Genomic DNA, 22,213 nt, shown 5'->3' on the forward strand with positions numbered 1-22,213 from the left:
TTTTACTGTAAAATTTTGTTTTAAATTATCGTCTATAAATAAAAAAGAATGTTAAAAGTTTATTAATTTATAAAAAAAATTAAATATATGGTGCTATATTTTAATAAAAAAATTAAATGAAGAAAATATAACAATTAAAATTTTAAGTTATGTTTTAAGTGAGTTTTTTTGTCTATGAGCTTTATTTGATAGCTAGCAACAATAATACTCATTAACGGTTGCACATTCAGGGATAACACTTTCTACCCCACAGTTAAAAGCAAGTTTCACCTGAGAGTAAGAACTGTATTTATATTAGAATATCAACACAATTTAAAATAGAGCTAAATTTTAAAAATAAGCAATAAAAAATAGAAGCCAAACGGCTTCTATTTTTTATATTTAAAATGTTTTTGGAATGAATCCTATTTTCTTTTGCATTTTTCTTAATGTTTTATTAGCAACATAAGAAGCTTTTTTAGCACCTTCAGTATATATTTCTTCAAGCTTTTTCTTATCTTTTAAGAATTCAGCTACTTTTTGTTGCATAGGTACTAATTCTTGAATTACGGCATCTGCAACATCATTTTTAAGCTCTGCATAGCCCTTACCTTCATAATTAGCTACTAATGATTTTGGTTCAACGCCTTTAATAGTTCCTAGTATATTTAATAAGTTTTTAACACCAGGTTGATCATCAGTATAATTTACAATTCCAAGGCTATCTGTTACAGATCTATTAATTTTTCTTTTTATAACATCTGGTGGATCCATAATTAATATAAATCCATTAGGATTATCATCTGATTTTGACATTTTCTTTGCTGGTTCTTGAAGACTCATTATTTTTGCTCCAGCTTCAGGAATATATGGATCTGGGATTTTGAATGTTTCACTATAAGTATTATTAAATCTTGCAGCGATATCTCTTGTTAATTCTAAATGTTGTTTTTGATCGATACCAACTGGAACTAAATCAGTATTATATAAAAGTATATCTGCTGCCATTAATACTGGATAGTTAAATAATCCTGCTACGATTGAATCACCATATTTTTGTGATTTATCTTTATATTGAGTCATTCTTCCAAGTTCACCCATGTAAGTATTACAAGTAAGTAACCACGAAGCTTCTGCATGGGCTGAAACATGAGATTGAATAAACAATGTATTCTTATTTGGATCTATACCTGCAGCAAGGTAGATTGATAATAACTCTAAAGTTCTTCTTCTTAAATCAGCAGGTTTTTGACGAACTGTTATAGCATGTAAGTCTACAACACAATAGTAAGTATCAAATTCATCTTGCAATTTAACCCAATTTTTTAATGCTCCAAGGTAATTACCTAAAGTTAAATCACCAGAAGGTTGAATACCACTAAATATAACTTTTTTATTTTCAACTGTATTTTCTGACATGAAAAACACCTCTTTCTTAAGGTACATAATAATACTTATATTATAGGTTTTGCTTACATGTAAGTCAATTATTACAAGAATATGGAGAAAAATAGACTATTATTATTGACTAGTTATTTTGAAAAAAATGTCTAGATAGTTAATGATCAACCTATTACTTTCTTCCATGCTCCTTATAATGAAGAAATACGTATAATAGATTAATAATAATTAATATGATAAAATGATTGTAAAAATAGTAAATGTAATTTTAATAATAGACTATGTTTTAGAATAGTGTTGATATTGTTATATTTTGTTGCTCGAACTTACTCAGCGAATGAATATGAGTCGAGTTTCCTATATTAATTTCTTAGACCACTTTACAATATATAACAATATTAACATGTTTTTAAAACAGTACCTAATAATAAAAGATATACTTAGATTTTGGAGGCTGTAATTATGAAAATATGTTATTTAGCAGATATTAATAGTGCTCATACTCATAAATGGTTAAATTATTTTGTAGAAAAAGGATATGATATTCATGTTATATCACTTGGCAAAGGTGAATATGAAGGGGTTACAGTACACTGTTTAGATGTAGAAGATGGCGTTATGAAAAAGGCTTCTGATAAGACAAAATTAGAATATTTAAAAAAGATTAAGAGCGTAAAAGAGTTGGTTAAAGAAATAAAGCCAGATATACTCCATGCTCATTATGCTAGTAGTTATGGATTGTTAGGAGCTTTAACAAATTATCATCCATATATGATTTCAGTTTGGGGAAGTGATGTATATGATTTTCCTATTAAATCTCCTATACATAAGTTTATAATAAAATATAATTTAAAAAAGGCAGATTACATTTTATCAACAAGTAATGTTATGAAGAAAGAAACAGAAAAATATACCAATAAATCAATTGAAGTAACTCCATTTGGTGTTGATATTAATAAATTTACACCGAAAAAGGTAGAAAAAGATGAAATAGTAATTGGAACAATTAAAACTCTAGAAGAAAAGTATGGGGTACAATACTTAGTTAAAGCATTTAAAGAAGTTAAAGATAGAAATAAAGATTTAAAGCTTAAGTTAAGAATTGGTGGAAAAGGAAGTCAAGAGCAATACTTAAAGAGCTTATCAAAGGAACTTGGAATAAAAGATGATGTAGCATTTTTAGGGTTTGTAACGCCAGAAAATGTTATAAAAGAATTTCAAAGTTTTGATATGGCAGTCTTTCCTTCAACTTTAGATAGTGAAAGCTTTGGAGTTGCTGCAGTAGAAGCAGAAGCCTGTGGTACACCTATAATTGTTTCTAATGTAGGAGGATTAATGGAGTCTACTAAACCTGGAGTAACTAGCTTAGTAGTTAACAAGGGGTCAGTAGATGAACTTGCAGATAAAATAGATGAATTAGTTAATAATAAAGAGCTTAGAGAAGAAATGGGAAGAGCTGCAAGAAAATTTGTAGTGGATAATTATAGCTTAGAAGATAATTTTAGTTATGTGGATAGTATATATAAAAAGGTAAATTTAGAAAAATAATATTAGCATGCCCCATCTTAGAAACTTGATGCGTATTATAAATCACAATATTGTATGGATACATTTGATTTAATCTTAAAATGATTTTATAATATTATCTAATAAGTTAAGGGGGCAAGTTAATGGAAAATAAAAATAACAATTTAAATACTAAAGAACTAGTCTTAATGGGATTAATGATAGCTTTAGTGTACTTAGCAGGCAGTATAATTAAAATTCCTTCTGTGGGAGGTTTTGTGCATATTGGGGATTGCATGGTGTTCCTATCAGTAATACTTTTAGGTAAAAAGAAGGGTGCAGTTACAAGTGCTTTAGGGATGTTTCTTGTAGATGTTTTGGGTGGATACTATTTATGGGCTCCATTTACATTAATAATTAAAGGACTAATGGCATATATTGCAGGATTTATTTTAGAAAAAATGAAAAATAATAATTCAGCTATAAGCTATGCAACTTCATTTTTTGTTAGTGGTATATTCATGGTTATAGGGTATTTTTTAGCAGGAACAATTATGGCTGGTTTTTTAACAGAAAAAACAGGAATAGTTCAAGGAATAATATATGCTTCTAAAGATATATTAGGAAATATAGTACAAGTTGGTACTGGAATTGTAATTGCAATCCCACTAAGTGCTGTAGTTATGAAAGCAAAGAAAACAGTTTTAAATTAGGATATGTTTTAAAATCGTGTTGATATTGTTTAGTGTGCTAAAGAATTAATATAGAAAACTCGACTCATATACGCTTTAGCTGAGTAAGTTCGAGATACCAAATGTAAAATGTCCACAGGGAAAGTTCATGTTTCCAAATATAAAATGCTCATAGAGAAAGTTCGAGGAACCAAATATGAAATTTGGACTATTACTTTTGGACATTTACTTTTAGACTCTTACTTAAGAGGTCTAAAGACAAAATAAAAAGTTCTCTATGAGTAATTAAACTTCATAGAGAACTCTTTTAAATAACAGAATTAATTATCTTCTGTTATTGTTTCTGTCATTTTTTCTAGCTCTTCTACAATCAGGACATCTTACAGGTTCGTTTTCAAATCCTTTTTCTTTGTAGAATTCTTGTTCTCCAACTGTAAAAATAAATTCATTTCCACAATCTTTGCACATTATTTTCTTATCTTCCATTTTAAAATCCTCCTTAAAATTCATAGGGTAAATTGACTTTGATAATTCCAACCTTATAAACTAAGAAGGAACGGAACATTATCATCGAGAATTACCTACTATACTTTAAATTTATTATAACATATATATGTTATAATACAATATTTAAACATTTAAATATTGTATTATAATATAATTTTTATTAATATATTTTTAAAATTATATATTAAATTAATCATTAATTTATTTCTGATTTTTTTTATATTTTATAGATACTATCATATAACTTATAAGAGGTAAAATTAACAAGAATGTTAATGAAGCTAATTGAAAGTATTTTAAAGAATAAAATAAAGTATAGTTATTTTTTGCAACTATATATGATAATAAAAATACTATTAAAGAAAACAAACTAAAGTATATTATTTTGTTTTTTATTTTATCCTCATATATTAAGTATATGCCATAAGCACATAAAATATACTTAATGAAAAAGCCTATAACAATTCTGAATATGTAAAAAAATTGTCCAAATTCTATAAATTCTAATACTCTTACTCTTTCAGCTTGAATTAAACCTGGATAAAATATATTAGCAGCTCTTTGTGGTCCTAAAAATGCAATTGTCCCTACTATAGAAAAAACTAATATTATTGAAGTCAGTATACATCCAATAAGTGTATGCTTTTTTAGATTATTTTTATCATTTAACAATTTTAAATAAGGAAGAGTTATTGATATTGAAGATAAAGAACCTAATATCAAAATAATAGATTTAAACGTATCTTTAGTTAATCCATCTGATAATATGGGTAGAACATAGCTATAATTTTTATAAGGTTCCATTAAAATAGCAAGAACACCATCATTAAATAGTAAAAATGAAAAAGATACAATAATGACTATTAATATTGTTGAAAATTTTTTGCTTAAAACATAAATGCCAGGTATTAAGAATAATAAAAGATAACACCAAATAGGAGACTCAACAAATAAATTAGTATGTATAAAATTTACTTCAGATGATGAACTTTCTATAGCAGTTAACAAAAGTCCAATTGAAAACAGAAACATAATTAATTTTGCTATAGGTTTAGGAATATAAGATGTAAATGTTTTCGTCATATTAAGAGTGTTAACTTTAAGGGATGTATGAATTACAAAATAAAAAAATAATGTCATGATTACTAATGATATTAATAAACATATCCATGTATCCTGTTCACCATATTTTATAAAAAGAGAAGAATAAGTTCTAAGACTGATTAAAGTAGTGGCTAATATTAAAAATATATAATGTTTACTTGATAAATCTTTTTTCATTTAAGTTACGCCCCTTTTATAATCTCTAAATAATATTTTTCTATATATTATCAATAATTTTAAATATTGTAATTAATCCTAAAATGCCTCAACAGACAAAGAACAATCTACAATGAATGATAAAAACTTTTTAGAATTTCATCATTCATTGTCAATTGCTAATAATATATCTTCAACTATATTTTAGTATTAACAAAAAAATGAATATTAAACCATTTACGAGAGATAATATTTTTAGGTGATGTATTTATGAATAAAAATTTAGATTATTTAAAAAAACGTTTTGAGTGTGCATTTGATGTAAAGTATAGAGATGTTGATACAAAATTAGGGAAAGCAACATTAATATTTATTGATACATTGTGTAATTCTCAATTCATAAGTGACTATATTGTAAGTCCTCTAAAAAATGAAAAATATGAATGTAACAATATAAATGATGTTGTTACAAAAGTATTAGAGATTAATATAGTTAATTATGTAAAAGATTTAGAAGATGCAACATTACATATACTGTCAGGTGATATTGTATTAATTTTTGAAAATGAGAAACAAATGATTTACTGTGAAGTTAAAGGATTTGCAACAAGAGGGGTTGGAATTCCTTTAACAGAGTCTGTAGTTAAAGGACCAAGGGAAGGCTTTAATGAGCTTTTTGTTAACAACATTTCTTTAATAAGAAGAAAGATCAAAAATTCAGACTTGAAATTTGAACCTATGTATGTAGGAGAAAAATCTCAAACAGTTGTCTGTATGTGCTACATAAAGGGAGTAGCTCCACAATATTTAATTGATGAGGTTAAAAATACAATCAATGATTTAGACTTACAATTTATACTTGATACAAACTACATAGAAGCAAAGCTTAAAAAAAAGAATTCTGCATTTGACACTGTAGGATATACAGAAAAGCCTGATGAGGTAGCTGCAAAAGTTATGGAAGGTAGAGTGGCTGTTTTAGTAGATGGTACTCCTTTTGTATTAACATTACCTTATTTCTTTTTAGAGAATTTTCAAACACCAGATGATTATTACTTAAACAAAGTATTTGTTGATTTTATGAGATTATTAAGATGGGCAGCATTTTTTATTGCAACATTTATGCCTGGATTGTATGTAGCTGTTGTAACTCATCATTTTTCTTTGCTTACGCCTATGTTTACTTTTAGGTTAGCGGTGTCAAGAGCTGGAGTTCCGTTTCCTACTTTTTTTGAACTTATTATAATGATGTTAGCATTTCAGCTTATTAAAGAAGCAGGATTAAGACTACCACAGCCAATAGGAGGAGCAATGAGTATAGTTGCTGCTTTAATACTTGGTGATGCTTCAGTTGGAGCAGGAATAGCATCTAAAATAACCATAATAATAGTTGCACTAAGTACATTAAGCTACTTTTTGATACCTAAAATATATGGAGCGATTTCTATATGGTCTATAATAATTGTAATTTTTAGTACATTATTTGGCCTTCCAGGATTTTTTATGATATTTATAATTTTACTAACTAATATAGCAGACTTAGAAACTGGAGGATATTCATTTTTATTTCCAATTGGAACTAATACAATTTATAAATTTAAAGATACAATATTTAGAGGAAGTTTGAGTAAAATATCCAAAACAATAATAGGAAAGGGGAAGGGCGATGAAATTTAAAAGATTATTTATAATTTTATTAATAGTTATGATGTCCTTTTCCATGACTTCATGTTTTGATTATAATGACATGAATAGAGTAACATTTGCAACAAGTATTATTTTTGATGAAGATGAGAACTCAAATGTAGTGCTATATTTAGATTGTGTTAAGGCTTATAGAAATGCTAATGATAGTGCTGATAAAGGAAAGAGAATATTATATAAAGGACAAGGAAAAACAGCTTTAGAAGCTATTAAAGATATAAACATGTCATCTGGTTTTAAACTTGATTTCAGTCAAAATAGAGCATATATTTTTACTGGAAATTCAGTTAAAAATGGAGTCAAGAAATATATGGATTTAATAAATAATAATCCTGAATTTCCAATAATACCTAATGTATTTGTATACTTTGGAGAGGTTAATAAGCTTTTAGATATTTCAACTAGTGATCAGGAGTATTTAGGATTATTTTTAGATGATCTAGCTGAAAAAAATAAAGATAACCCTAAAGCAATAATTTTAAATACAAATGATTATTTAATTAAGAGTGTAATGAATGACAACTTGGCTATTATGAGTTCAATAGAGCTAAAAGAAGATGTGGTAGATAAAAAGATTGAGCTTAGTGGTGGGGTTATAATGCAAAATGATAGAATGATTGGAAAGATAGATAGATTAAATACATTAAGTTACAATTTATTAAGTGATAATGTTAAAAGTGGAACATTAGAAGTTATAAATCAAGACACAAAAAATGATTTTATAACATTAAATATTCTTGATTCAAAAACTCATACAAGTGTAAGTTTTGATCAAGATAACATTATTTTAAAGAAAAATATTAAATTAAAAACGAATATAGCAGAGTCACAGAGTAATATTATGGTTGATTCTAAATTTCTAAAACAATTGAAGACTTTAGAAGAGGAGAATATTAAAATTTACATAAATAATATTTTTAACGAATATAAAGAGAAAAATATAGATTTGTTTGAAGTTTTAGGATTAATGCATAAAAAATATAATTATGAAAAAACTGATGATTATTTATCTAAGGTAAAGCTACAAGTAGATGTAGATTTAGATATAAATGAAGCTGGAAGGGCTAAAAACATCTTATAGAAAATTATAATTATGTTTTTTGTAAGATACTCTTTAAAATTATTATAGGATATTAGTCATATTTAATTTGGTCTGTTATTTTATGTGCCTTAAAATCAAGTCACATATGTAATATTAATTTTATATATCAGTTAAAAGGTAGGAGTAATATGAATGATTATAAGAAAGTATATAATTCTTTAAGTAAAGAATATGAAGCATATAAAAAGTTTGTGGAATGTTATATACAAAAAATAAATCAAGAAAATATAAGATTAAAAATACATATGCAAAAGGATTTGTTTTTAGATATCTATAATAGAAAGTTTTTTTTGCAATTTTTAGAGAAAAGATTAACTCAGAATTCAAATGAAAAATTTTCAATTACTATGATAGATATAGATAATTTTAAAAATGTTAATGATACATATGGACATCAATTTGGAGATGAAGTTTTAATTAGTGTATGTAATATTATTAAAAACTGTTTGATAGAAGAGGAGTATGTATTAGCAAGGTATGGTGGAGAAGAATTTATATTATATACTGTTAATGATAAGGGAGAAGAATATATATATAATATAATAGAGTTTATAAGAGTTTCTATTGAGAATACTATAGTAAATTTTAATTTTATATCTGCAAGTGTAACTGCAAGTTTTGGAATTGCCTTTTTCCCTAGAAATGGAAAGAATATTAATGATATAATAAGAATAGCAGATGAATTATTATATAAGGCAAAGTATGCTGGTAAAAATAGAGTTATAATATCAGATTCATATAAAAAATAATATAAGTGTTCTAAGTATCCTTATTATTGTTATTAAGAGTTATTTATTTTATAATGCCTTAATTGTAAAAAAATCTTAATAATTATTTTAAGGATATTTTTTTGATGAAAATGGTATCTCTTGATAAGGCTTTGTTTTAATATCAACACGGTTTTAAAACATAGCGTTTGATAAAGAAATAACGTAAATACATCAATTGTTGCCAAAATATTAGCATAACGATATACTATACATAATATATATTTAAGTTTAGTTAAGGCATATGAAATAAAATATACTAACATACTGACTTGTTGTTTTTTTGAATATGCGTAATTTATTTAGGAGGTATTATAAATGGCAAATGTATTGGATGAGTTACTGGATCGTGGGTACATAAAACAATTTACTCATGAAGAAGAGACAAGAAAATTATTAGAAAATGAGAAGGTAACTTTTTATATAGGATTTGATCCAACAGCAGATAGTTTACATGTAGGTCACTTTATTGCAATGATGTTTATGGCACATATGCAAAGAGCTGGTCATAGACCAATTGCCTTATTAGGTGGGGGAACAGCTATGGTTGGAGATCCTAGTGGTAAGACTGACATGAGACAAATGCTTACAAAGGAACAAATAAAGCATAATGTTGATTCTATAAAGAAGCAAATGGAAAGATTTATAGATTTCTCTGATGATAAAGCATTAATAGTAGATAATGCAGATTGGTTATTAGAGCTTAATTATGTTGATTTCTTAAGAGAAGTAGGTGTTCATTTCTCAGTAAATAGAATGCTATCAGCAGAATGCTTTAAGCAAAGATTAGAAAAAGGATTATCATTCTTAGAATTTAATTATATGCTAATGCAAGGATATGATTTCTATGTTTTAAACCAAAAATATGGTTGTAAGATGGAACTTGGTGGAGATGATCAATGGTCTAATATGATTGCTGGTGTTGAGCTTGTAAGAAGAAAAGCTCAAGGTGAAGCAATGGCTATGACTTGTACATTATTAACTAACAGTCAAGGACAAAAGATGGGTAAGACAGTTGGAGGAGCATTATGGTTAAATCCAGAAAAAGTATCTCCATTTGATTTTTATCAATACTGGAGAAATGTTGATGATGCAGATGTAGAAAAGTGCTTAGCTTTATTGACATTTTTACCAATGGATGAAGTTAGAAGACTTGGAGCATTAGAAGGTGCAGAAATTAATAAAGCTAAAAAGGTTCTTGCATTTGAAGTAACAAAGCTTGTTCATGGTGATGAAGAGGCTAAGAAAGCTGAAGAAGCTGCTAATGCATTATTTGCTGGTGGAGCTGATATGACAAATGTACCAACAGTAACAATAAGCAAAGAAGAAGTAGGAAAATCAATATTAGATTTATTAGCTAGTACTAAAATCTTACCTTCCAAAGCAGAAGCTAGAAGATTAATTCAACAAGGTGGATTATCAATTAATGGTGATAAGGTTACTGATATAACTAGAACTTTAAATGAAGATGATCTTAAAGATGGTTCAGCACTTATTAAAAGAGGTAAGAAGAACTATAATAAAATAGAAGTTAAATAATATTTTATTAATTTACTTTGTTTTAGAACCGTGTTGATATTGTTATATAAAGCTCATGGACGGTGAAATTTACTTTAAGAACTCTAAAATTAATATTAGTCCTATTAATGCATGCTCCCAATCAAAGATTGTGACAAGCAATTAATAGTACAAATATTCATTAAGAGTTCTACAAAGTAAATTTCAATGCCAGTTCGCTATTATATAACAATATCAACACTCTGCTAAAACATAGCCTATAAGAAAAGAATATTAAAAGGAAGCTATGTATATGAAAAGTAATTACTAAAGTTAGGCACATTAAAATAAATAACAAGTCAGTATGCTAGTCTATTTTGTGTCATACTGCGTCGGTAAAATCATCCTATAGCTTGCTATGAGATGATTTTATCTCCTTGTCTGACATAAAGTGAAACTTTTCAGGTGGAGTTTTATACTCCACCTGAATTTAGTTGAACTTATCTTAAGACAAAATATACGTCGTATCTTTGACTTGTTATTTTCTTTAATATGCCTTAGTTTATAAATTTTATAATTGATTGATTTAAATTAGAATTTGATTTAGGCATCTTGAAAAGAATAATTAGTGAATATGTAGTCTATTTTGTGCAATACTCTGTGGACGTAATCTACTGATAGAATCACTACCAGTAGATTTACATTCCTCGTTTAGTACAAAATATACATCTCATATTGTACTATTAATTTTTTCAGATGTGTTTAAAAGTCAAATTCTATTTTTTTATCTAGTATATTTTAACAAAAATAAAAAATAAAAGTTAACTTATTTTTCTTTAATACGATAAATATAGTATGTTATAAGCTCATGATAAAAGTAGCTTTGTTTAATTGTAAGTAAATTATATTAAAAAATGAATAGGTTAGGGGGAAAATATTGTATGCCAGGAATTTGGAATGTAAATAATGTCTATACTAATAATACTAAGAAAATTTCTAGTAAACTGACATTTGAAGCGGGAGAGAAATTTACTGGAAGAATTGTTGGAAAAGGTGAAGGAAAAGATGTTACTATAAGATTATCTGATGGATGGCAGTTTATTGCGGAACTCGATGAAAATGTAAATCTAGAAGATCTTAAATTAGTGAGGTTCCAAGTTGATGATTTTAAAGATGGAAAATTAAAATTAGTAATAGCTGATACAAGCAAACCAGAGGTTAGTGATGATGTCTTTCAAGAAATTATAGAAAAAGAAGGACTTTCAAGTGATGATGTTAAAATTTTAGAAAAAATGCTTAAGCATGATATGGCTTTAACAAGAGAAAATATAAATAAGGTTAAAGGATTAATTCAATTTAATGAAAATATAAATGCTAATCCAGAAGAAATAGATACTTTTATAGCAAATTATCTTCAAAGTAAAGGGATCGATTCATCAAGTCTTAAGGGAGAAATGGTAAAACAAAATTTAACTGAATTTTTTAATACATTTAAAGACATGTCAGCAGAAGAAATTATTATTTTTATAGAAAATAATCTTGACTTTTCAAAAGAAAATATAGATAGTTTTAATAAGTTATTTAAAGGGAATATGCCTATGGAAAAGTTACTTATGCAGTTAAGTTCATCTTTAGATGATTCAGATACACAAATAAGTAGATTAGATAATAAGGATATAACATATGAAAATATTAAAGTGAATGCAGAAAAAACAGTGGAAGACAATGAAACTGTAAAAAGCAATAATATGAATTCATTAATTTCTAAATTATATGATTCAAATGATAACTCTAAAAATAAAGTAAGTATGCTGTCTTTAATGAAAAGCATAGTAGGAAATGATGATGAATTATTAAATTCTCCATTAAATGAGGTTATTAATTCAAGAACAGATGATTTAACTACAAAGGAATATAATAGATTAACTTCTATAGTTTCTAAAATTAGTGACAAGGATATTATTGATTTACTAAAAAATGTTTTAAAGGATAAAGGAATATCATTAGAAGATGTTAAAACTAATGGGTTAACAAGCTTAGGGGATAATGGGAAAAGTATAGTAGAAGAAACAATATCTAAGGCACTAGGTAAAGAAATTAAGCTTACAAATGAAGAAGCTGAGAAGTTTAATGATTTAATAAAATATAAGCTTCAATCTGAGACTACAGATAAAAATCCAGAGCCTACTAAAGGTAATACTAGTAATGTAAAAGAACCAATAGTGCAAGGAAATAAGGACATACAATCACCATTAATTAAGAACGAAATTAAGAATGAAATTAATAGTATATTTCAAAAGGATACAAATATAATTTCAAATAAAGACTTAATACAAGGAGAAATAAGAAATAAATTAGATGGAGTAAAAGATATAGTAAAAGATATAATAAGTAATATTGAACAAAAAGGCGTTGGATATGAGAAGGTTATGGAATTAATAAAGACAAATATTAATGATTTTAAAGTATTTAATTCTATAAATAATGAATATTATTATTTGAATTTTCCGGTTCATGTAAATTCTGAAGATTATCCTTGTAAATTAATTATAAAAGACAACAGAAAAGATGGTAAAAAAATAGACAAAACCAATGCTAAGATGGTAGTTAACGTAAAAACTATAAATATAGGTGAAGTAGACGGATATTTAACACTAGGTGAGAATAAAATAGATGTAAATTTAAGATGTGAAAAAGATTATATGTCTATTTTAGCTAATAATAAAAATAAGTTAATTAATGGATTAGAGACATTAGGATTAAGTACTAGCATTAAGGTATCATTGAAAGAGGAAGAAGCAAATTTGGTGACTTGTGGGAAATTTTTCAATGATTCAAGTGTTTCTAGCATTGATATTAAAGTATAATCAAGTTAATTTAGTAATTTATAAGTTTTTTTATAATACTAAACTTAAGTAGAGTATTCATTAGGTATTGCAAAATAAATAAATAGTCAAAAATTTTCAGGATTTTTTGAACTAGACAAGAAGACTAACTAGTTATTTATTTGGAGATGCCTTATAAGAAAGTTTGAATATGAGATTAGGAAACACTTGATGGAGTAGGTGGAGGTTATGATTCAAAGAAAAAAAGCAGCAGTTCTTAAATATGAACTTAATAGTGAAGCTCCAATTATAACAGCATCTGGAATGGGACATATTGCAGATAAAATAATTGAGAGAGCAGAAGAGAATAATGTTCCAATAGTTTATAATAAAGAATTGACAGAATTACTTTGTAATGTAGATGTTGGAGATGAAATACCAACAGAGTTATATGAAGCAGTAGCTCATGTAATAGCATTTGTTACAGATTTAGATAAGGGATATTCAAAAAAATAAAATAGCTAAAATAATAGAAAAAGGTGATATAGAAAATGGCACTTTATACTATTTCTGATTTGCATTTGGCATTTAATCTTGAAAAGCCAATGGATATTTTCGGGGATAATTGGATAAATCATTGTGAAAAAATAAAGAATAATTGGATTAACAAGGTAAAAAAAGAGGATACAGTTTTAATTGCTGGTGATATTTCTTGGTCGCTAAAGGAATCTGACAGTAAATATGATTTAGATTGGATAGACTCATTACCTGGTAGGAAAATTATAAGTAAGGGTAATCATGATTATTGGTGGGGCAGTATTTCTAAGTTAAACGTAATGTATGAAAATACTAAATTCATCCAAAATAATTTTTATTCTTATGAAAAATATGCTATATGTGGAACTCGTGGATGGACTTGTCCTGAAGGGGATAAGTATTCGTTAAAGGATAAGAAAATTTATGATAGAGAGCAAATACGCTTGAGACTTTCAATTGAGGCAGCCAAGAAAAATGGATTTGAAGATATTATAGTTATGCTTCACTATCCTCCAACAAATGAAAAGTTTGAAAAATCAGCTTTTACTGAAATTTTTAAAGAGTATAAGGTAAAAAAGGTTATATACGGACATTTACATGGACCATCTTTACAAGGGAACTTGCTTGAAGGAAATGTTGATGGGATAGAATATATAGTATCATCAGCAGATTATATTGATTTTTGTCCTAAAAAAATACTTTAGAAACTTTAACCATAAATTTTCTATTTAAGAGTAACATATATAATATAACATTTGGGAGAAGATTATGGACATTAATAATAAAAATAAGAGACCCAAAGTAAATATACCTAAATCAAATATAGAAAGCATAATTGGTGTTATTTCTATATTAGGAGTTATTATAGCTTGGATTTATTTAATAGCTTCATGGATAAATTTACCTTATGAAATACCAACACATTTTGGTTCTTCAGGAAAAGCAGATTCATGGGGTGGGAGATATTCATTACTAATTCTTCCAATATTAACATCTGTACTGCATATTCTTCTTACGACTGTTTCTAAGTATCCACAACACTTTAATTATGTAGTTAACATTACTGAAGAAAATGCAAAAAGACAATATAAAAATGCACGTACCCTTATAGTATGCTTAAAGATGGAAATTATAGCTATATTTTTATATTTAGAATGGCAAAGTGTTCAGGTTGCAATGAATAAATCTACTGGACTTGGATTATGGTTTTTGCCAATATTTTTGATAGTTGTGTTTGGAACTTTGGGAGTATGCATTTATAAAATGTTTAAATTAAAGTAGCTTTGTGATACTGAGTTTATTATTTATAATCACAAAGAGATTGGGTAAGGGAGCATTAGTTGTTCAATATTAATATAAGTAAATAAAATTGAATAGGAAAAATAACAGATCTAATTACCGTATTATTCAGAAATGAATTTGCGGTATTTTTTAATTTAATTTCAGTTTTTTGATTCATCATTAAATATAAATAATATCTACTTTAAATAGAGTTATTGAATTTAATCATATAGATTCAATAATTCTTTTTGCATATTGATAGGTACTTTAATAAAAGTAATTAATAATTATGATATTAGCACTAGCTGCTCTGTTCTTGGAATAACTAAAAGTACATACTATAAAGAAATAAATAAATGTTATTGTATATTTTAACAAGTAGTAGTATTATTTTTTTATTACTGATATTTAAAGTTAGTTAAAGGAATGTTGTGGATATGTTATTTAAATTAGGAAAATAAACCTAATAATATAAAGGTTTCCTGAAAAATGTCGATATAAATAATATGACTAAATTAATTAGTAAAGGTGACGTTATATGAAGTGTGAAAAAATAAAAATAGATAAGAAGATTTTCGACGATATAATAAGTGAATTGAATATGCTAAAGTTAAGTACAAATGATAGTAATTCAAGAAAGATTACGGATAAAGTATTAGATATATTGAAATCTTGTGAAGAAGAAGATATGAAGATATCTTTGCAAAAAAGAATACAGGAAAAGATGATAGAAGTTAAACATAAAAATTCTGAGCTGAATACTTCGTTATATATGTTATTAAGAGAATTTGAAAATGGAAAAATATCAAAAGAAGAAACTAAAGATATTTTTGAAAGACTTGTTGCATGCTCGGAATTTGATAAAAAGATATATTAGAATGAGCACCAATGGCTAAAGCCCAGTTATTGGTGCTTGTTTTGATGTAGGAGTTCTTCTAGTTCTATTTTTCAGGTGTAAAACAGGGTACAATTTGAGCAACTATTAGCCACCTAAAATAGAAATAGTCAAATGTAGAGTGTAATGACAAAATGTAGCGTAACACATTTAACTGTAAAATATTATTATCATTTTTTAAATGTATCTTGCATAAGTATAAAGTATATTTCTTTTTTAGATGAGCATATATATATTTGATTAATTCTTTAGGCAACTGAATAATATCAACACGGTTTTAAAAAAGAACCAAATAAAAAAATATTCTACTTATCTCGACTTAATGTGTCTAATGTTTTATAATAATATTATATGCTTAAATTAGAAAAAATCATAAAAGCAGAGAAAATGTAATATAATATACAATTAAAGGCTTAAGTCATTTACCAAAAAGAAACAAATTATTAAATTTTAGTTTGTATAATAAGAGAGATGGATAATTATTATGAAAAAACGAAGACATAAACACAGCAAAAATAAAAAAGGTCTTATAATATCACTTTGTACTTTAATGGCTATGTATTTGGGAGTATCAGTATTTTTTATGAATCATTTTTATTTTGGTTCTCAAATTAATGGAATTGATATTGCAGGTAAAACTGTTAAGCAAGCTGATGAACAAATATCATCAGCTATTAGTACTTATGCATTGGAATTAGAAGAACGAGGCGATATGAAAGAAGAAATTAAGGGAGATGATATTGGATTAGCATATGATCCAAAGGATAAAATTAAAAATCTTAAAGATAGTCAGAATCCTTTAGGATGGCTTACGTCACTTTTTAGTAAAAGTCATTCGCAAATAGATGGAATAGTGACTTTTGATGAAAATTCATTGAAAGAAAAATTAAATAAATTATCTTCTTTTAATAGCAGTGATATAATTGAACCTAAAGATGCTAGTTTTAAATATACAGATAATGGCTATGAGATTGTAGATGAAGTTAATGGAAATAAAATCAATAAAGATACCATATATGAAAATGTGGGAAATGCAATTCTTGCAGGTAAAAAGACATTAAATTTAGATGCAGAAAATTGTTATGAAAATCCAAAATATACTTCAAAATCTAAGGAAGTTATTGATGCTAAAGATCTGTTTAATAAGTATACCAGCTTGAAAATTACATATACTTTTGCTGATAAGAAAGAAGCCATAGATGGTTCTACTATAAATAAATGGCTTGATGTTGATAAAGATATGAATGTTGTATTTAATGAGAAAAAGGTGAGAAGTTATGTAGATTCACTGGCAAGTAAGTATAATACATTTGGTAAGACTAGAGACTTTGTTACATCATCAGCAAAAACAATACAAGTTAGTGGCGGTAATTATGGTTGGATTATTAATAAGTCTGAAGAAGTTAAAGATTTAATTGAAATCGTAAAAAAAGGACAAGATATAACAAAAGAACCAATATACTCACAAACAGGAGTATCTCGTGATAATAATGATATTGGAGACACATATGTAGAACTTGATATGACAAAACAACATTTATGGTTTTATAAAAAAGGCTCTCTTATTACAGAGGGAGATGTAGTTACTGGTAATGTAAGCAATAATTGTGGAACACCAGTAGGGACTTATAGATTAACTTATAAAGAAAAACATGCTACATTAAAGGGTGAAAATTATGCTGCACCAGTTGATTTCTGGTTACCTTTTAACGGAAATATCGGGATTCATGATGCAACTTGGAGGTCACAATTTGGGAAAGACATCTATATGACAAGTGGTTCTCATGGATGTGTAAATGCACCATACGAATTAGCAAATAAAATATTTGATAATATTGATGCAGGAACTCCTATTGTTTGTTATTCAGAGTAATTTGTGCTTTTAAGAAATAGAATTTATATTACTTTAGATGCTAGAAAATGAACTAAGAGTTTCTATCATTTTTAAAATTAACTTAGCTAAAATAACTAAACTCACCTAAAGGTTCAAACAATAGTTATTTCTTAACGCCAAGTTAATTTTAAAAATAATGAAACACTAAAGTTCATTTTCTTGATGCATCTTTCGTAAATATAAATTCTATTTCTTTTTATACATATCCATATTTCTAAAAAAGCATATTTAGAAATTTTTTTCTGTTGTTGAGGTTATATATTCTTGAGTAGTCATATCCCCATTTCTTTTTGTAGATGTGCTATAAGGTAATGAATAGCAGAAGATATCAGGGAATTCTTCAAGTTTTGTATCTGTAATTTTATCTAATGCAACAGTTACTGAAAAAAATTTCAAGTGAAGAGGTGTTTAAAGCATTAGAAGATTGTAATGTAAATGCTCTATAAAAGAAGTTGCTTCACAGACTTCTTAATGTACAATTTTAGTGCCAATTAAGAATTAAGCTTAAAGAAAAAGTTCGAGAAGACAAATACAAGATTTGGCTTCTCGAACTTTCTTTTTATGGAATTTCTAAAAATATTGTTCTACTTATTGTATCAAATTTTAAATAATGCTTTGTTTTAAAAACGTGTTGATATTGTTACATAAAACTCATGGACAGTGAAATTTTTATAGGAAACTCGACTAATATGCATTCGCTGAGTAAGTTCAAGGAACAAAATATAAAATGCGCACAGAGAAAGTTTGAGTAACCAAATATAAAATTTGGACTCTCACTTTTTGAATCTCACTTAAGAATGTTTACTTTTATGATTATTAATAGATGTTGAAGAACGAACTATTAATTTAGGTTCAATTATCTGTTCTTTTGGATATTCTTTCTCTTTGTCTTGTATCATAGAAATTAATTGATCAATGGCAGTAGCAGTTATTTCAGAAACGGATTGCTGTATGGTAGTTAAAGAAGGAAAATACTCTGATGCTTCTTCAATATCATCGAATCCAATAATTGATAAATCTTCTGGAATTTTAATTCCAATCTGTTGTGCACTGCTAATTGTTTGTAAAGCTAATTTATCTGTTGCGCAAACAATAGCTGTAGGTGGAGAAGATAGTTTTTGTATGTTCATTAGATAATCGGTAATCATTGACTTTTTTTTAATATCATTTTGCCATGCCTTTGAATTTGCAGGTAGTTTCATTGCTTCAATTTCTTTTTTAAAATAATTAAATCTATGCTTAACTCCCAAGAGTTGGTTACCTATATAACCAATATTTTCATGTTCTAACATGATTAAGTGATTTACTGCCATTTCAATACCTTTTTTTTCATCTGTACGAATGACAGGACTAACAAAATTTTCAATATCACCTGCGATAGCAACAAAAGGAACACCTTGTTTTTTTATATTTTGTATAAATAAATCATTTTCAGAAAGGTTATCAAGTATTATTAATCCATCAAACAAGTAATTGACCATAGCATTTAATTGTCGTTTTGCTGTTTCATATTGGTAATCAGTATGACCAATAAATAATTCTAAGTTTTTTTCATGTACATAATTTTGCACTTCTTTTACGATTTTAGATAGCAGGGGATCCATAATATCCCTTATGATTACTCCTAGTACACCTGTGTTTTTTGTACGCAAAGCAGATGCAAAAGGATTTTGTTGATATCCTAAAGAATTCGATATATCAAGCACTTTTGTTTTTGTATTTTCGCTAATTTTTATGTTCCCATCTTTTTTGTTTAATATCCGAGAAACAGTTGCAACAGAAACATTGGCGGCTTTAGCAACTTCACTAATAGTAACTTTTTTACTCATAAATAATTGGCTCTCTTTCTATAAATAATTGGCTCTCTTTTTATATATTAATGTAAAAGTGTATTTTTTAGGTGTTTCAAGAGACATTTTAATATATATTTACTATACCATTATTTTTGTGAAATGCTAAATTTCTTTTTTAACTTTACTCTTTTATCGGTAACCAATTAATTATTTTTTTAATTTGTTGATCCCAGAAATTCCATTCGTGTGAACCAGGTCCTTCAGAATAAACATAATTAGGTAATTTATTCTGAAGATTGTCGCGGAATCTAACATTATCTTCATATAAGAAATCTTCTGTGCCACAACATTGATAGACATGTAAATGAGAAAGATCTTCTATATTTTCATCTCTTGTTAAATAATACAAATCATGTTTAGTACCCTCAATTTCGTGGTTTCCATAAATTAAATCAAAATCTTTCATTTGCACATCTTTATTATTAGGGAAGTTTTTAATATCAACTACCCCAGAAAGAGAAGCAACTGCTGAAAAAAGGTTAGGATAATTGAAAGCCCATTTGTAAGCTCCATATCCGCCCATAGATAAACCAGCTATAAAATTATCATTTCTTTCACAAGATAATGGAAAGAAATGACGCACTTTTTTAGGCAATTCGATTGTTAGGAATGTCCAATAGTTACCTCCATAGCACATATTCGCATAAAAACTACGTTGAACTTGTGGCATAACAACTGCAATACCACGTTCATTAGCATAACGTTCTATAGATGATTGTCTAGTCCATGAAGTAGCATCATCAGAAAGCCCGTGTAATAACCAAAGAGTCGGATATTTTTTATTAATATCTATTTCTCCTACCTTACCACCTTCTTTTTTTTGTTCTGGTATGATAACTATCGCTGAGGTAGAAATCTCTAAAACATCTGAATAAAAATTACATGTAATTAACGCCATAAAAAGCAACTCCTTTTAATTATTTTAAAAACACTTGTATTATTTTCTTTCATAGTTTATCATAAAGATTATAAAAAGTAAACGTTATACGTTAAACGTTTGAGGGAAAATTAAAGGAGGATAATTATGAACAAAATTCAAAAGGAAAAAGGATCTATTATTTTTATTGTCTTTATTTGCATAGCCGCTGCTTTTGGTGGGCTACTATATGGATATGATTCAGCTGTTATTTCAGGGGCAATTGAATCAATTCAAGCTAAATTCCAATTTAGTAGTGCAATGGTTGGATTTGTAGTTTCAAGTATTTTAATCGGTGGAGTTATTGGAGTATTAATTTCCGGTTCTTTTAGTGATTGGATAGGTCGTAAAAAGGTACTAGCAATTTCAGCAATATTATTTGCAGTATCCTCAGTTATCCAATCTCTTGCACCAAATGTAGCAGTTATTATTTTAGCACGTTTAGTTGGGGGCGTTGGTATTGGAATGGCTTCTGTATTATCAGTTACATATATTTCTGAAGTTGCACCTTCTCATATGAGAGGACGTTTAGGTTCAACTTATCAATTTGCTTGTGCTATTGGTATTGTATCTGTTTATTTTATTAATGCTGGCATAATGAATGGTGCTGATTCAGTATGGAAAATTAATACTGGATGGCGTTTAATTTTAGGACTAGCTGGTGTTCCTGCATTGCTTTACCTACTTATTTTATTGCCAATACCTGAAAGTCCAAGATGGTTAATAGCTAAAGGTAAAAGTGAAGAAGCCAAAATAATTTTAGAAAAGATTAATGGAACTCTAGAAGCTAATAAAGAGCTCATTAATATTCAACATTCAATTAAAGTTAATAAAAAAAATTCATGGTCTGATTTTAAATCTCCAGGAATAAAAAAAGCACTTAGAGTAGGTATTATCTTAGCTGTATTGCAACAATTAGTGGGTATCAATGTTATTATTTATTATGCTCCACAAGTATTTAAAGCAGCTGGTGCAAATGGAGATATGGGAACACTTACTATTTCAATGATAGGTGTAGCAGCTTTCGCAGGTGTATTTTGTTCTATGTGGCTTATTGATAAAATTGGTCGTAAAAAACTTTTAATGCTTGGTAGTTTAGGTATGGCTTGCATGCAAGGTCTTGTTGGTATTTCGCTACATTTTAATTTGAATTTAGGAATATTAACAAGTATTTTCATTGTATTATACTTATTTTTGTTTAATGTTTCTATGGGACCTGTTGTATGGGTTATCCTAGGTGAAATTTTTCCAAACCAAGTTCGTGGAAGAGCAATGTCAATTGCAACATTTTTTATGTGGGTAGCAAATTGGATGATTTCACAATTGTTCCCAATAATTTTATCTCGTTTCGGCGGTGGAATAACATTTAGTTTCTTTGGTATGATGTGTATTATTTCTTTCTTCTATACATGGGTAGCACTTCCAGAAACAAAAGACAAATCACTTGAAGAGATAGAACAAATTTGGGTTTAAAATAGTTGCTTTAGCCAACAAACCTGTTATACAATGGAAATTAAATTAAAAACTATTTTTAATTCGAAGGGATAAATATTCAGGGTAAAGATATATTTGAGGTTTACGTTTATAGCTTAATATA

General features: G+C 27.2%; 18 protein-coding genes. 13 read left to right on the forward strand and 5 right to left on the reverse strand.

The genetic code is table 11. The features are described 5' to 3' along the window. Window positions 1–381: 381 nt before the first annotated feature. Entirely contained in the window at window positions 382–1,398 is a 1,017-nt protein-coding gene (gene trpS, locus BM027_RS09095; RefSeq protein ID WP_090091055.1) for a tryptophan--tRNA ligase, read from the reverse strand. A 444-nt stretch (window positions 1,399–1,842) separates the two neighbouring features. Between trpS and BM027_RS09100 the strand changes: the two genes are divergently transcribed. Then, complete coding sequence (locus BM027_RS09100; protein ID WP_090091056.1) at window positions 1,843–2,928, forward strand: glycosyltransferase family 4 protein; 1,086 nt, start codon at window positions 1,843–1,845, stop codon at window positions 2,926–2,928. A gap of 122 nt (window positions 2,929–3,050) precedes the next feature. Beyond that, window positions 3,051–3,599 (forward strand): ECF transporter S component, encoded by a 549-nt coding sequence (locus tag BM027_RS09105; protein WP_090091058.1) that lies wholly within the window; start codon window positions 3,051–3,053, stop codon window positions 3,597–3,599. Between the two features lie 303 nt (window positions 3,600–3,902). Here the strand turns inward: BM027_RS09105 and BM027_RS09110 are convergent, their stop codons facing one another. Further along, window positions 3,903–4,064, reverse strand: coding sequence for a zinc-ribbon domain-containing protein (locus BM027_RS09110; RefSeq protein ID WP_090091060.1), 162 nt, complete (start codon window positions 4,062–4,064; stop codon window positions 3,903–3,905). Window positions 4,065–4,286: 222 nt separating this feature from the next. Beyond that, window positions 4,287–5,366, reverse strand: a complete 1,080-nt coding sequence (locus BM027_RS09115) for a GerAB/ArcD/ProY family transporter (protein WP_090091062.1) — start codon at window positions 5,364–5,366, stop codon at window positions 4,287–4,289. Between the two features lie 249 nt (window positions 5,367–5,615). On the opposite strand from BM027_RS09115, the gene BM027_RS09120 reads away from it, so the two are divergent. The 10 genes from BM027_RS09120 (at window position 5,616) to BM027_RS09165 (ending at window position 17,826) form a co-directional block, all read left to right on the forward strand. After that, window positions 5,616–7,022, forward strand: coding sequence for a spore germination protein (locus tag BM027_RS09120; RefSeq protein WP_090091064.1), 1,407 nt, complete (start codon window positions 5,616–5,618; stop codon window positions 7,020–7,022). Next, window positions 7,012–8,130: a Ger(x)C family spore germination protein gene (locus BM027_RS09125; protein WP_090091066.1), complete on the forward strand. Its 1,119-nt coding sequence runs from the start codon at window positions 7,012–7,014 to the stop codon at window positions 8,128–8,130. The genes BM027_RS09120 and BM027_RS09125 overlap by 11 nt, the downstream gene beginning before the upstream one ends. A gap of 149 nt (window positions 8,131–8,279) precedes the next feature. Then, complete coding sequence (locus BM027_RS09130; protein ID WP_090091068.1) at window positions 8,280–8,900, forward strand: GGDEF domain-containing protein; 621 nt, start codon at window positions 8,280–8,282, stop codon at window positions 8,898–8,900. A gap of 336 nt (window positions 8,901–9,236) precedes the next feature. Then, a complete protein-coding gene (gene tyrS, locus BM027_RS09135; protein WP_090091070.1) occupies window positions 9,237–10,457 on the forward strand; it encodes a tyrosine--tRNA ligase in 1,221 nt (406 codons plus the stop codon). An 899-nt stretch (window positions 10,458–11,356) separates the two neighbouring features. Beyond that, a complete protein-coding gene (locus BM027_RS09140) occupies window positions 11,357–13,282 on the forward strand; it encodes a flagellar hook-length control protein FliK (protein WP_090091072.1) in 1,926 nt (641 codons plus the stop codon). A gap of 207 nt (window positions 13,283–13,489) precedes the next feature. Then, window positions 13,490–13,756, forward strand: a complete 267-nt coding sequence (locus BM027_RS09145) for an EscU/YscU/HrcU family type III secretion system export apparatus switch protein (protein ID WP_090091073.1) — start codon at window positions 13,490–13,492, stop codon at window positions 13,754–13,756. 35 nt (window positions 13,757–13,791) lie between these two features. Further along, complete coding sequence (locus tag BM027_RS09150; protein WP_090091075.1) at window positions 13,792–14,481, forward strand: metallophosphoesterase; 690 nt, start codon at window positions 13,792–13,794, stop codon at window positions 14,479–14,481. A gap of 64 nt (window positions 14,482–14,545) precedes the next feature. Continuing rightward, window positions 14,546–15,058 carry a DUF1648 domain-containing protein gene (locus BM027_RS09155; RefSeq protein ID WP_090091077.1) on the forward strand — a complete coding sequence of 171 codons (513 nt, stop codon included), beginning with the start codon at window positions 14,546–14,548 and terminating at the stop codon, window positions 15,056–15,058. A 538-nt stretch (window positions 15,059–15,596) separates the two neighbouring features. After that, window positions 15,597–15,935, forward strand: a complete 339-nt coding sequence (locus BM027_RS09160) for a hypothetical protein (RefSeq protein WP_090091078.1) — start codon at window positions 15,597–15,599, stop codon at window positions 15,933–15,935. 502 nt (window positions 15,936–16,437) lie between these two features. Then, window positions 16,438–17,826 carry a L,D-transpeptidase family protein gene (locus BM027_RS09165; protein ID WP_090091081.1) on the forward strand — a complete coding sequence of 463 codons (1,389 nt, stop codon included), beginning with the start codon at window positions 16,438–16,440 and terminating at the stop codon, window positions 17,824–17,826. Between the two features lie 812 nt (window positions 17,827–18,638). On the opposite strand, the gene BM027_RS09170 is transcribed toward BM027_RS09165, so the two are convergent. Both BM027_RS09170 and BM027_RS09175 read right to left on the reverse strand, forming a co-directional pair. Continuing rightward, window positions 18,639–19,676, reverse strand: a complete 1,038-nt coding sequence (locus BM027_RS09170) for a LacI family DNA-binding transcriptional regulator (protein ID WP_090091083.1) — start codon at window positions 19,674–19,676, stop codon at window positions 18,639–18,641. A 145-nt stretch (window positions 19,677–19,821) separates the two neighbouring features. After that, window positions 19,822–20,598: an alpha/beta hydrolase gene (locus BM027_RS09175; protein WP_090091085.1), complete on the reverse strand. Its 777-nt coding sequence runs from the start codon at window positions 20,596–20,598 to the stop codon at window positions 19,822–19,824. Between the two features lie 126 nt (window positions 20,599–20,724). On the opposite strand from BM027_RS09175, the gene BM027_RS09180 reads away from it, so the two are divergent. Beyond that, window positions 20,725–22,089: a sugar porter family MFS transporter gene (locus BM027_RS09180; protein ID WP_090091095.1), complete on the forward strand. Its 1,365-nt coding sequence runs from the start codon at window positions 20,725–20,727 to the stop codon at window positions 22,087–22,089. The last annotated feature ends 124 nt before the right edge of the window (window positions 22,090–22,213 follow it).

The organism is Clostridium uliginosum (assembly GCF_900112485.1).
GTDB lineage: Bacteria > Bacillota > Clostridia > Clostridiales > Clostridiaceae > Clostridium > Clostridium uliginosum.